At 70.7% G+C, this 12,371-nt stretch carries 11 protein-coding genes; 7 read left to right on the forward strand and 4 right to left on the reverse strand.

The annotated features are described in order from the left end of the window. The coding region (locus CCN37_RS34510) for a cytochrome P450 (RefSeq protein WP_086829116.1) at window positions 1–1,059 on the reverse strand (1,059 nt) is incomplete at its 3' end. A 121-nt stretch (window positions 1,060–1,180) separates the two neighbouring features. Between CCN37_RS34510 and CCN37_RS34515 the strand changes: the two genes are divergently transcribed. The 3 genes from CCN37_RS34515 to CCN37_RS34525 are packed head-to-tail and all read left to right on the forward strand — an operon-like array spanning window position 1,181 to window position 3,710. Further along, on the forward strand, window positions 1,181–2,107 hold the full coding sequence (locus CCN37_RS34515) for an ATP-binding cassette domain-containing protein (RefSeq protein ID WP_086829118.1): 927 nt from the start codon (window positions 1,181–1,183) through the stop codon (window positions 2,105–2,107). After that, entirely contained in the window at window positions 2,104–2,853 is a 750-nt protein-coding gene (locus CCN37_RS34520; protein WP_086829120.1) for an ABC transporter permease, read from the forward strand. The genes CCN37_RS34515 and CCN37_RS34520 overlap by 4 nt, the downstream gene beginning before the upstream one ends. A 20-nt stretch (window positions 2,854–2,873) precedes the next feature. Further along, window positions 2,874–3,710 (forward strand): DUF4097 family beta strand repeat-containing protein, encoded by an 837-nt coding sequence (locus tag CCN37_RS34525; protein ID WP_086829122.1) that lies wholly within the window; start codon window positions 2,874–2,876, stop codon window positions 3,708–3,710. Window positions 3,711–3,713: 3 nt separating this feature from the next. Here CCN37_RS34525 and CCN37_RS34530 read toward each other — a convergent pair whose 3' ends face one another. Further along, window positions 3,714–6,815: a BTAD domain-containing putative transcriptional regulator gene (locus CCN37_RS34530; protein ID WP_086829124.1), complete on the reverse strand. Its 3,102-nt coding sequence runs from the start codon at window positions 6,813–6,815 to the stop codon at window positions 3,714–3,716. 20 nt (window positions 6,816–6,835) lie between these two features. Further along, window positions 6,836–7,291 carry a hypothetical protein gene (locus CCN37_RS34535; RefSeq protein ID WP_168201001.1) on the reverse strand — a complete coding sequence of 152 codons (456 nt, stop codon included), beginning with the start codon at window positions 7,289–7,291 and terminating at the stop codon, window positions 6,836–6,838. Window positions 7,292–7,319: 28 nt separating this feature from the next. Between CCN37_RS34535 and CCN37_RS34540 the strand changes: the two genes are divergently transcribed. From CCN37_RS34540 to CCN37_RS34555, 4 genes are all read left to right on the forward strand, one after another. Next, a complete protein-coding gene (locus CCN37_RS34540; RefSeq protein ID WP_168201002.1) occupies window positions 7,320–8,318 on the forward strand; it encodes an RNA polymerase subunit sigma-70 in 999 nt (332 codons plus the stop codon). A 62-nt stretch (window positions 8,319–8,380) separates the two neighbouring features. Further along, window positions 8,381–8,971: a dihydrofolate reductase family protein gene (locus CCN37_RS34545; protein ID WP_086829128.1), complete on the forward strand. Its 591-nt coding sequence runs from the start codon at window positions 8,381–8,383 to the stop codon at window positions 8,969–8,971. 86 nt (window positions 8,972–9,057) lie between these two features. Further along, window positions 9,058–9,387 carry a hypothetical protein gene (locus tag CCN37_RS34550; RefSeq protein ID WP_143261951.1) on the forward strand — a complete coding sequence of 110 codons (330 nt, stop codon included), beginning with the start codon at window positions 9,058–9,060 and terminating at the stop codon, window positions 9,385–9,387. A gap of 47 nt (window positions 9,388–9,434) precedes the next feature. Continuing rightward, complete coding sequence (locus CCN37_RS34555) at window positions 9,435–11,645, forward strand: tetratricopeptide repeat protein (RefSeq protein ID WP_086829132.1); 2,211 nt, start codon at window positions 9,435–9,437, stop codon at window positions 11,643–11,645. Between the two features lie 77 nt (window positions 11,646–11,722). On the opposite strand, the gene CCN37_RS34560 is transcribed toward CCN37_RS34555, so the two are convergent. Then, window positions 11,723–12,371, reverse strand: a 649-nt coding sequence (locus CCN37_RS34560; protein WP_143261952.1) for an HNH endonuclease signature motif containing protein, incomplete at its 5' end; no start/stop codon positions are given.

Raw genomic sequence — 12,371 nt, forward strand, 5'->3', positions numbered from 1 at the left:
CTGCTGGCCGAGGCACTGGTGGATGCCGTGGCCGAAGGCGAGCAGTCCGCGAGCGCCGCGCCGGATGTCGAGGGTGTCGGGGTCGTCGAAGCGCTCGGGGTCGCGGTTGGCGGCCAGCAGCGAGATGACGACGGTGGAGCCCTCGGGGATGGTCTCGCCGCCCAGTTCGAGGTCTTCGGCGGCGTAGCGGAAGAAGATGTCGGCGACGGAGAGGTAGCGCAGCAGCTCCTCAACGGCTCCGGGCACCAACGAGGCGTCCGCACGCAGCGCGGCCGCCTGCGCGGGGTGCTCCAAGAGCGCGAAAGTGCCCAGCGCCAACATGTTCGCGGTGGTCTCGTGCCCGGCGAGCAGCAGCAGGAACGCGATACCGGTCAGCTCGTCGATGCCGAGGTCCTCGTCGCGGGCGAGGTCGGAGAGGATGTCCTCGTCCGGGGCGGCGCGCTTGCTGGTGACGAGCTCGGTCAGGTAGGCGGCCAGGGCGCCGTAGGAGGCCATCTTCTCCTCGAAGGTGACTTCCCGCTTCATGAAGCTGGCGCAGTTGGCGTGGAAGGCGTCGCGGTCGGCGTAGGGAACGCCGAGCATCTCGCAGATCACCATGGACGGCACCGGCAGCGCGAACTCCTTCACCAGGTCCACCGGCGGGGTCAGCCCCGCCATCTCGTCCAGCTGGCGCTCCACGACGTCGGTGATGTGCTCTTCGAGCTGCTTCATCCGCTTGACGGTGAACGCGCCGGTGAGCTTGCGCCGCAGGCGGGTGTGCTCCGGCGGGTCCATCGCCACGAACATGCCGGGCGGCTGCGGTGACGGCTCGGTGATCACGGGCATGCCGGGGGTCTCGTACGGCAGGTGGATCACGCCGAGGTCCTGGCGGGAGCTGAAGCGCGTGTCGGCCATGAGCTGGCGGACGGCCTCGTAGCCGGTGACGAGCCAGCCCTGGTGCCCGTCGGGGAAGACCATGGGGCTGACGGGCCGGGTCTCGCGCAGCGCGGTGATCTGGCTGGGCGGGTCGAACGGGCCCGCGTCGCGCTCCATGGGCAGGCCGTGCGGGATCTGGCTCATCGGGTATCCCTTTCGTGGTGGTTGTCGTGCTCCACGTTCGCCGAGCCCGCTGACACGGCGCTGACACGGCGTGTCAGGGCCACGTCAGGGCCGTGTCAGTGCCGATCGCCACGGTGGAGCCATGACGAGTTCAGCGATCGCGGTTTCGGGACTGCGCAAGGCTTACGGGGACAAGGTGGTGCTCGACGGCATCGATCTCGACGTCCGTGCGGGCAGCGTCTTCTCCCTGCTCGGCCCGAACGGGGCGGGCAAGACGACGACGGTCAACGTGCTGACCACCTTGATGAAGGCCGACGGCGGCACGGCGCGGGTCGGCGGCTTCGACCTCGCCGCGCAAGCCCGGTCGGTGCGCTCGGTCATCGGGGTCACCGGCCAGTTCGCGGCGGTGGACGACCTGCTGACCGGCCAGGAGAACCTGCAGCTCATGGTGGACCTCAAGGGCGCCAGCGACCGCTTGGTCCCGGAGCTGCTTGAGCGCTTCGACCTGGTGGAGTCGGCCGGCAAGCCCGCCGCGACCTACTCCGGGGGCATGCGCCGCAAGCTCGACCTGGCGATGACGCTGGTCGGCAACCCGCGCATCGTCTTCCTGGACGAGCCGACGACCGGGCTGGACCCGCGCAGCCGCCGCACGATGTGGACGATCGTGCGCGAGCTGGTCGCCGACGGCGCGACGATCTTCCTCACCACGCAGTACCTGGAGGAGGCCGACCAGCTCGCCGACCGGATCGCCGTGCTCGACCAGGGCCGTCTGGTCGCCCAGGGCACCCCTGACGAGCTCAAGCGCATGGTCCCCGGCACGCACGTGCGGCTGCGCTTCACCACCGGCGCCGAGCTGGACGCGGCGGCGCGGCTGTTCTCCGGCGCCACGCGCGACGACGAGGCGCTGAGCCTGCGGATTCCCAGCGACGGCGGGACGACCTCGCTGCGCGCCCTGCTGGACGAACTGGACGAGCACTCGGTCAGCGCCGAGGGCTTCTCCGTGCACACCCCCGACCTCGACGACGTTTTCCTCGCCCTGACGGGCCACACCACGGAGGCCGCGAAATGAGCGCCAAGTCCCACGCCGCGGTGATGTTGCGCCGCAACCTCAAGCACATCACCAGGAACCCGATCTCGGTGTTCAACGCGGTGCTGATGCCGATCATCGTGATGTTGATGTTCGTGTACATGATGGGCGACGCGTTCAGCGTCGGCGTCGACTACATCGACTACGCGACGCCGGGGCTGATGCTGCTGGCCGTCTGCTACGGGCTCGGCGCCACCGCCACATCGGTGAACTCCGACATGACCAAGGGCATCATCAACCGCTTCAAGGTCATGGACGTCTCGCGCGGCGCGGTGCTGACCGGCCACGTGGTCGCCAGCGTGCTGACTAACCTGATCGCGATCGCCGCGCTCGTCGGAGTGGCCTTCCTGCTGGGCTTCGCCCCGGCGGCGGGCTGGCTGGAATGGCTCGGCGTCCTCGGCGTCGTCGTGCTGCTGGCACTGGCGGCGGGGTGGTTCACCATCGCGCTCGGCCTGGCCGCGAAGTCCCCGGAGACGGCGGGCATGGCCGCGGTGCCGCTGATCATGCTGCCGTTCTTCAGCAGCGCCATCGTGCCCGCCGAGAAGATGGGGCCGGGTCTGCGCGAGTTCGCGGAGTACCAGCCCTTCACCCCGATCATCGAGACCCTGCGCGGGCTGCTGGCCGGTTCGGTGCAGACCGGCGTGCTGATCACAGCGCTCGCGTGGTGCGTCGGGATCGCCGTCGTCGGCTACCTGTGGGCCCGGTCCACCTTCACCAAGCGCGCCTGAACCCCAGAAAGGCTTCTGCCATGAGCACTTTCAGCACCCCCGCCCCCGTCACCGCCACCGTTGAGGTCGCCGGAGCGCAGGTCCGGGTCATCGCCAGCGACCGCTCCGACACCGTGGTGCGGGTCGAGCCGATCGACGCCACCAACCGAACCGACGTCAAGGTCGCCGAGCGCACCAAGGTCTCCTTCGCCGAAGGCCGACTCTCAGTCAAGACAACGGTTTCCGGCGCCAAGAGCGGATCGGTTGCGATTACGATCGATCTACCGACCGGCTCCGGGCTCGCCACCTACCTCGCGCACTCGACGGTGCGCGGCGAGGGCTCGTTCGGCGAGTGCGAGCTGCACATCGCGTCGGGCCGGGTCCACGTGGAGAGCGTGGAAGCGTTGCGCGCCAACCTCACCGGCGGTGACGTGACCGTGGGCCGTGTCGCAGGGCGGACCGACGTCGACGGCGCGGTGTTCGAGATGCGGATCGGCGAGGCCGGAGGCCCGGTCACGCTGTCGGGCTCGGGTGGTCAGACCTGGATCGGCCACGCACGCGCCGACGTCGACCTGCGCAGCGCCAGCGGCGGCTTCGACATCGACCGCGCGGACGGCGGTGTCACGGCCGAGACGGCCAACGGGCGCATCCGGGTCGGGCTGGTGACGCGCGGTCAGACGAAGCTGGTGAACAGCTCCGGCACCATCGAGGTCGGTGTCGCCGAGGACAGCGCGGCCTCGATCGACGCCTCCAGCGAGCGCGGTGCGACGCACGACTTCGTTTCGCAGCAAGGGAATCCGGCTTCCGCGACGGAGAAGATCATGGTCCACGCCCGCTCCCGCAACGGCGATGTCATCATCCAGCGGTCGAAGGGCTGAACGTCACGACGCGAGCGCGTTCTCGACCAGCTCCGACCAGTTCGCGCGCGACACTTCAAGGGACACCTCGGCGAAGCGCTGCTCGCCGAGGTGTTCTCGTGCCTCGCGCTCGATCCTGATCGCGTCCGGGTGGGAGCGGTCGGGCATGCCGCGCACCACGACGCTGGCCGCGAGCACCCGTGCCGCCTGCTCGTGCTGACCGTCCCTGGCGAGCAGGTCCGCGATCCCGACGATCACCTGCGCGATGAGCAGCGCGTGCCTGGAGTCGACCGCCGACTGCCAGGCGACGACCCGGTGGGTGCGGGACTCGCGGAGGTCTTCGGCCAGGTAGCCGAGCATGTCGTGCACGGAAGCGCGGATGTTCGCCGCCTCCGCGTCCGCGCCCATGAGCACCGTGGCGCGGCTGAGCTGGCTTCGAGCTTCCTCGGCGTCGCCCGCCCACCGCGCCAGCTCCGCCTTGACCAGCGCCAGTTCGACCAGCGCGTGCGGCCAGGTGACGCCCTCGGCGCACCGCTCGGCATCGGCGAGAGCCGCGGCGCTGGCGTCCCGGTCGCCGCCGAGCCAGTGCAGCAGCGCCTGTTGCGTCCGCAGCCGGATGACGTCCTCGACCGCGCCCACTTCCGTAACGAGCACGACCGCCTGTTCGTGGAAGTCGCAGGCGCGGGCGAACTCCCCACGCTTGGTGGCCTGGTCCGCCATTTCGCCCAGAACAAGGGAAATCCCGAACCGCTCGCCGAGCGCGCGGAAGTCCGCCAGTGACCGTTCGAGGTGGCCGTCCGCCTCCGGCCCGCCCTGACCGAGCGCGATCCGCATCTTGCCCGCCTGGAACCGGGCGAGGGCCCGCGCCCACGGGTCCTCGCTGTCCAGCAACGACTCGAAGGCCGCCACTGCCGATTCCGGATCGCGCAGCATGCCCTCCAGCACCGTGACGAAAGCCAGGAGCGGGTTGCCGTGCTTGCTGCGCTGGTTGAACTGGTGCGCTTTGCGAATCCACTCCGCGCCCAGGTGCTCGTCCCCGCGCCCGGAGGTGACGAAATGCATGACCAGGCCGTAGGTCATCGCGCGGACCTCGTCGGTCGCCTCGCCCGGCACGTTCGTCGCCGCGATGAGCAGTTCCAGGCCCTCCGTGCGGCGTCCGCCGAGCCACCAGTACCAGCCCGTCGCCGCGGCCAGGCGCAACGAGGACTGCGCGTCCCCGGCCGCGATCGCCCCGCGCAGCGCCGCGCTGATGTTGTCGTGGTCGGCTTCCAGCTTCGCGAGCCATTCCAGCTGCTCAGCGCGGCGCAGATACGGTTCGGCGGTCTCGGCCAGCTCGGTGAAGCAGGCGACGTGCGCCCGCTGCGCCAGCTCCACCTCGCCCGCCTCCGCGAGCCGCTGGGCCGAGTACTCCTTGATCGTTCCGAGCATCCGGTAGCGCGGTGCGCCCTCGCCCGACACGACCAGCAGCGACTTCTCGACCAGCGCCGTGAGCAGGTCGAAGACGTCGTCGGCCAGGTCCGCGCAGACGTGCTCGGCCGCGTCCAGGCTCGCGCCGCCGGAGAACACCGACAACCTGCGCAGCACCACGCGCTCGGCGTCGGAGAGCAGTTCCCAGCTCCAGTCGATCACCGCGCGCAGCGTCCTGTGGTGCGGCAGCGCGGTGCGGCTGCCCCCGGTGAGCAGGCGGAAGCGGTCGTCGAGCCGGTTCGCGAGCTGGTCGAGGCTCATCGTGCGCAGCCTGGCGGCGGCCAGCTCGATCGCCAGCGGCATCCCGTCCAGCGCCCGGCACACGCGCGCCATCGTCGCCAGCGCTTCGGTACCGAGTTCCTTGCGGACCGCAGTCGCGCGCTCGCGGAGCAGCCGGACGGCCGGAGAGGACTCGATCTCAGTTGGGCTCGCGTTCAGTTCCGGCAGGGTCAGCGGCTCGACATGCCACAGCGCCTCGCCGGTGATGCCGAGCGGTTCCCGGCTCGTCGCCAGGATGCGCAGGCGTCGGCACTCACCGAGCAGGCGGTGCGCGAGCGTCGCGGCGGCTTCGATCACGTGCTCGCAGTTGTCCAGCAGCAGCAACACCTCCCGGTCGCGGATCGCCGCGACGAGCCGGTCCGCCGGCTCCGCGGTGGAGGCTTCGCCCAGCAGCGCGTCGCGCAGGCCGAGCCCGGCGAGCGTCGCCTGCGCCACGTCGCCGTCCGCGCCGATCGCCGCCAGCTCCACCATCCAGACGCCGTCCGGGAGATCGCCGATCAGCGTGCGCGCGGTCTCCGTCGCCAACCTGGTCTTGCCCGTGCCGCCGGGCCCGATGAGCGTGGTCAGCCGGTGTTCGCCGACCAGCTCGCTGACCGCGCTGACGTCGGAGTCCTTGCCGATGTAGCTGCTCAGCTCGGCGCGGAGGTTCGTGGTGCGGCTCGGCTCGGCCTTGCGTCCCAGCTCGCCGCGCAGCAACGCGACGTGCACTGCCGACAGCTCCGCCGAGGGGTCCACGCCGAAAGCGTCGGCCAGGGCTTCGCGCGTGCGCTGGTAGAGCGCCAACGCTTCGGAGTCGCGTCCGGCGGCGGCCAAGGCTCGCATCAGCGCGGCCACGAGCCGTTCGCGCAGCGGGTGCGCGGCAACCACGTCGGTCAGTTCCGCGACCACCTCCGCGCTGGCATCGGCCTCGAAGCGGTCCTCCAGCGCGCTCAGCCGGAGCGCTTCGAGCCGCGTGACCGCCGCGTCGAAGGCGTCGCTGTCCTGCTGGCCGACGTCCTGCATGGCGTCGCCGCGCCACAGCGCCAGGGCTTCGCGCAGCAACCGCACCCGCGCCGCACCGTCGTCGTTTCGGGCCTGGCCGACGAGTCGTTCGAACCGCACCGCGTCCACGGCGTCGGGCTCCACGACCAGCCGGTAGCCGTCCGCCCGCCCGTCGACCGGGAGCACCTTGCGCAGCCGGGAAACCAAGCGCTGCAAGGCGTTCGCGGCGTCAGAAGGCGGCTGCTCGCCCCAGATCCAGTCCACGAGCCGCGCCTTCGGGACGACGCGCCCCGGTTCGAGCGCGAGCGCCACCAGCAGCGCGCGCAGGCGGGCGCCCGGCACGTCGACCGAAGCGCCGTCCGCGCGAACCTCGAACGGCCCCAGCATCCCGATCTGCACGGCCCGATCTTGCCACGGCGTCAGACGGACTTTCGGTGCAGTGCGAACGAGGTCTCGAAGAGGTCGGCGTTCCACGCGCCGGTGAGCCGGTGCGCGATCTCGGGGACGAAGTCCTCCGACCACGGCTCGGGCAGGTCGGTCTCCTCCGCGAGCGGCTCCCCCACCAGCTCGGCCGGCTCACCCTCGACGTAGGCAGCGACCCGGACGCGACGTCCGTCCTCGTGCCAGAAGAAGGCGTACGTGGTGGAGACGCTGTCCACGACGAAGGCGAGAACGCGCCCGCCCTCCGCCGACAGCGAGTCGCACACGCCGCTGTCCCACGCCACCTGGACCCTGGGGTCCGACACCACGGTCCACCCGCCGACCTCGCCGAGCGCGTAGTCGGCGTCCAAGGACATGCTCAGTGCCTCGTCACCGACCGTGTTCTCCCCGGTCGGGCTCGGATTCCCCGGCAGCGCACGCAGAACCTCGCTCATTGAGCGGTTCTGCACCATCAATCCGGCCATGCGCCATCCCATGCCGGAGGAGTCTAGGCCGCGCTCCGCGCCCGCAACGGGGAACATGTCGGCTGTGGACTTCGACATGCTGGTCGCCGAGCACCGCCGCGAGCTGTACGCGCACTGCTACCGGATGCTCGGCTCGGTGCAGGACGCCGAGGATGCCGTGCAGGAGGCGCTGATCGGCGCGTGGCGGGGGCTCGCGTCCTTCGAGGGACGGAGTTCGCTGCGCTCGTGGCTCTACCGGATCTGCACCAACGCCTGCCTGCGGCTGGTCGAACGCAGGCCGCGGCGCGTGCTGTCGGTCGACTTCGGCCCGGCCAGGGTGGACGTGCACGAGCTGGGCGAGCCGGTACCGGGTCCGGTGTGGGTGGAGCCGTGGGTCGAGGAACCCGGTCCCGCCGAGCACTACCTCCGCCGGGAGTCGGTGGAGCTGGCCTTCATCGCCGCGCTCCAGCACCTGCCCGGGACGCAGCGCGCCGTGCTGATCCTGCGCGAGGTGCTGGAGTTCTCCGCCGCCGAGGTGGCCGAGATCCTGGACACCACGCCCGCCTCGGTGAACAGCGCGTTGCAACGGGCTCGCGCGACCCTCCGTTCCCGGATCGGCTCGCCCCAGCCGGACGGGCTCACCGAGCAGGGGCGTCGCGAGCTGGTCGACGCCTTCGTCGCCGCGTGGGAACGCGCGGACACGCCCGCGCTGCTCGACCTCCTCGCCGAGGACGCGAGGTTCACCATGCCGCCGCTGCCCGCGTGGTTCGACGGCCGGGAGAACGTGGCGAGGTTCCTTCGCGAACGGGTCTTCGCGACGCCGTGGCGCCTCTCGCCGGTCACGGTGAACGCCCGGCCCGGGTTCGCCTGCTACCTCAAGCAACCGGGTGACACCGAGTTCCGGTTCGGCGCGATCACCGCGCTGATGCTGCGCGCGGGGCGGGTCGCGGAGATCAACAGCTTCCTGGAGCCCGCGCTGCGTTCGGGCCTGCCGGAGATTTTTCGCGCGGACCGATGAATCCGCGCGGTCCTGCGTCTCTCTACGGGTGACAGGTCCATGAACACCCGAGGAGCGTCACCATGCGCAAGCTGATCGTCACCAACCTGGTCTCCGTCGACGGCTGTCACGAGGGTCCGGGCGGTGACTTCATGACCATGCCGCTCGACCCCGGTTTCGACGCGCACAACCTGGAGTCCCTTCTGGCATCGAGTACCTTGCTGGTCGGCGCGAACACCTTCCGGTTGTTCCGCGACTTCTGGCCGCCGGTGGCCGCCGACGAGAACGCCCCCGAGGTGGAGCGCGAGATCTCCCGGATCAACGCGGTGATCGAGAAGGTCGTGGTCTCCGACGCGCTCACCGAGGAGCAGACCGGCGCCTACCGGGACACGACCACGCTCGTGCGCCGGGAGCAGGCGCGTGCGCGGGTCGCCGAGCTCAAGCGCGGCGAGGGCAAGAACATCATCGTCTTCGGCAGTCGCACGCTGTGGAACGACCTGTTCGCCGCCGGGCTCGTTGACGAGTTCCACTTGGTACTGGGTCCCGGCGTGGTCGGCGGTGGCACTCCGGCCTTCGACGGCGGTACCTCAACCCGGCTGCGACTTCTCGGTACCAAGACCCACGAGGGCTCCGATGTCGTGGTCGTCCGCTACGCCGTGACCGGTCACATGTGAGCGGTGCGTGCTCTGTTCGCCGAGGGCGCGGGCGGACACCCTGTGTGCAGTCCATTGTGGACTGCTGCACAGAGATGGGATTCGCGATGAAGACGAAGTTGGCGGGCGCGGTCGTCGTCCTCGCCGCCGTGGCCGGGGGCGTGGCGATGTCCGCTCCCGCGGCCGGGGCGGCCACGGCTCAGCAGGGCAACTGCAACGTGTGGTTCCTGACCGGAGCGACCGCGCCCAACGTCGGTGTGCGGGTGCGGTGCGACGGCCTCGGCGGTCGGTACTTCAAGGCCGAGATCACCTGCAAGCGCAACGACAACGGCTACCGGTACAACCACTACGGCAACCGGGTCGAGGAGGGCTCGTGGTCCACGGTGTGGTGCGACCGCGACGCCACGATCGTGCACTGGGGTGGCGTTCACGCGTAATCCCGGAACCGCACGCGCGGAGGTGGCGCGGCTGGTAGGAAGGGCGCGTGAGTGAACAGCTGGCCGCCGCCGTGCGACGGCTGCGCAAGCGCGCGGGCCTGACCCAGGAAGCGCTCGCCGAACGGTCGGGCATCTCGGTCAGCACCATTCGCGGCATCGAAACGGGCAAACGCGGCAATCCGCAGCTCGCGTCCGTGCGGATGCTCGCCCGAGCACTCGATCTCACCCAGGCCGAACAGGAGGAACTGGTGGCCGCGGCGAGCGGCACGACCGCGGCGCCGGAGCTCCCGGTACCGCGCCAGCTCCCCGCCGCCCCGCGTGGTTTCACCGGGCGGGCGCGGGAGCTGGCGCGGCTCACCGCGGCGGTGGGCGAGGCGCCCGTGGTGGTGTCGGCCTTCGGCGGCACGGGGAAGACCGCGCTGGTGTTGTGGTGGGGTCACCAGCACATCGATCTCTTCCCCGACGGCCAGCTCTACGTGAACCTGCGCGGCTTCGGTCCCAGTGCCGAGCCGATGCCGCCGGCTGAGGCCCTGCGCGCGTTCCTCACCGCGCTGGGCGTCGACCACGCCTCCGTTCCCGCGGGCGACGGCGAGCGCGCCGCGCTCTACCGCAGCGCCGTCGCGGGCCGGAAGATGTTGGTGGTGTTGGACAACGCCGCCGACACCGAGCAGGTCGTCCCGCTGCTGCCGGGTGGGACGACCTGCTCGGTCATCATCACCAGCAGGCGTCCGCTCACCGGCGTGGTCGCCTCGCACGGGGCGATGCCCGTGCGGCTGGACGTGCTCCGCGACGGTGAGGCCAGAGCGCTGCTCGCCCACCGCGTAGGTGAGTCCCGTGTCACCCGGGAACCGGACGCCGTCGGTGAGCTGGTCGAGCGCTGCGCCGGGCTCCCGCTGGCACTCGTCGTCGTCGCCGCGCGGGCGAGCGTCAGCCCCGACGCTCCGCTGGCCCGGATCGCCGAGGAGCTGCGCGATGACGCCCACCGCCTCGACGCGCTCGACACCGACGCCGCGGAGACCAGCCCGCGCGCCGTGCTGTCGTGGTCCTACCGCGCGCTGAGCTCCGACGCGATCACGTTGGCGGGCTTGCTCTCCCTCGCTCCGGGCAACGACATCAGCGCCGCCGCCGTCGACTCGCTGAGCCCCGTGCCGCCCCGCCGCGCGCTCGCCGAGCTCGAGGCCGCGAGCCTGCTGACCCGCTCCCCCGACGACCGCTACCGGATGCACGACCTCGTCCGGCTGCACGCCGCCGAGAGTGCCGAGCACACGGTCCCCGCTCCCGAGCGCGCCGAGGCGCTGCGGCGGCTGGTCGACTTCTACCTGCACACCGCCCTGCCAGGTGACACGGCGTTGGCCCCGCACATCCCGCCGATCGACCTCCCCCCGCCCGTGCCCGGCTGCCACCCGCTCGTCCTCGACGACGCGCTCGCGTGGTTCGACGCCGAGCACCACTGCCTCTTGGAGGCGCAGCGGTTGGCGCTGAGCCAGGGGTGGAACGACCTCGTGTGGCAGCTGGCGTGGGCGCTCAAGACCTACCACTACGTGCGCTACCGGATGGACGCCCAACGCGAGACCTGGCAGCGCGCCCTCACCGCCACGCGAGCGCTGGGCGTTCCCGAGCTGATCGCCCGCGCCAGCCGAATCCTCGGCGACGCCTGCGCGAGGCTGCGCCTGCCCGAGGCTTTCGAGCACCTCCAAGCCGCGCTCGCCCTCGTCGAGCAGGGCGATGACCTCAACGAGAAGGCCCACACCCACCGCAGCCTCACCGTCGTGTCCGACGAGTTCGGCGACCACGAACGCGCGCTGCACCACGCCAGCGAGGCCCTCGCGCTGTACAAGGCTTCCGGCTACGAGGCCCGCGAGGCCGAGGCCCTCAACGCCGTCGGTTACCACATGGCCCGCCTCGGCCGCTACGACGAAGCCCTCCCCATCTGCCAACGCGCGCTCGCCCGCACCCGCGAGCTGGACAACCCCATCGCCGAAGCGTCCACTTTGGACGACCTCGGCCTGATCACCCAGAGCATCGGCGCCCTGTCCTCCGCCCTCGACCACTACGACCAGGCGCACCGGACGTGGCGACGGCTCGGGTACAACCAGTTCGCTGCTGATTCATTGCGGCACCTGGGAAAGGTGCACCTGGAGCTGGGTGATCGGACCTCGGCGCGCCAGGCATGGGAGGAGGCGCTGGAGTTGTTGCCGTCTGGGAAGAGCGCTCAGACCGTGCGGGAGTTGATCGCCAACCTGGGTTCCAGCACCTGAGTCTCCTCGGGAGCGCTGTTCTCCTGTCTTTGCGCGCATGCCGAACACACCCTCCGTTCCTGTCGTCGCGCGCGCTTCTATCCCCTGAGTCGTGGGTCGACTCTGATGTTGCGCAGGGGTTTCTGTTCCGGGTCCACCCACGGCGGCGGAATGAAGTCCGGCCGCCCGTCCTCGCCGAAGACGATCTTCCAGTCCTCTTCGTGGATCACGTGATGGTGATGCGAGCACAGCAAGACCATATTCCCGAGGTCGGTCGGCCCTCGGTGCTGTGTCCAGTGCAACACGTGGTGGGCTTCCGTCCACGCCGGTGGCCGATCACACCCCGGGAAGGCGCATCCCTTGTCCCGCACCGCCAGCGCCCGCCGCAGAGGCGGTGGCGCGGTCCGAACAGAGCGCCCGTAGTCCAGGGGGATGCTCTCCCCGTTGAGGACGACCGGGATGAGTTCGGCGTCGCAGGACAGCTGCCGCAACAGCGACGCGGTCGCCTCACCGTCCCAGTCGGTGTACCCAGTGCGGACCTTCTCTTCGAGGTCGTCCAGGCGCATCGTGACGACCATCTGCGGCCGCACCCCGCCGCTCATCGGCAGGTCCTTGGTGGACATCGCGATCGTGATCAGCTCACACAAGCCGTCGGCGTAGCGCTGCTCGGGTGTGCGCGGGTCCTTCTCCCCACCCACCGGACGAGGCTTGGACACCGCGTGCAACGCCTCTTCGACCATCGCGCCT

The organism is Allokutzneria sp. NRRL B-24872, from assembly GCF_002155965.1.
GTDB lineage: Bacteria > Actinomycetota > Actinomycetes > Mycobacteriales > Pseudonocardiaceae > Allokutzneria.

Excerpts from the sequence above, each read along its gene's own strand:
- CCN37_RS34515 (WP_086829118.1), top strand. The coding sequence starts at position 1,181 with ATGACGAGTTCAGCGATCGCGGTTTCGGGACTGCGCAAGGCTTACGGG.
- CCN37_RS34520 (WP_086829120.1), top strand. The coding sequence starts at position 2,104 with ATGAGCGCCAAGTCCCACGCCGCGGTGATGTTGCGCCGCAACCTCAAG.
- CCN37_RS34525 (WP_086829122.1), top strand. The coding sequence starts at position 2,874 with ATGAGCACTTTCAGCACCCCCGCCCCCGTCACCGCCACCGTTGAGGTC.
- CCN37_RS34535 (WP_168201001.1), bottom strand. The coding sequence starts at position 7,291 with ATGAGCGAGGTTCTGCGTGCGCTGCCGGGGAATCCGAGCCCGACCGGG.
- CCN37_RS34540 (WP_168201002.1), top strand. The coding sequence starts at position 7,320 with ATGCGCCATCCCATGCCGGAGGAGTCTAGGCCGCGCTCCGCGCCCGCA.
- CCN37_RS34545 (WP_086829128.1), top strand. The coding sequence starts at position 8,381 with ATGCGCAAGCTGATCGTCACCAACCTGGTCTCCGTCGACGGCTGTCAC.
- CCN37_RS34550 (WP_143261951.1), top strand. The coding sequence starts at position 9,058 with ATGAAGACGAAGTTGGCGGGCGCGGTCGTCGTCCTCGCCGCCGTGGCC.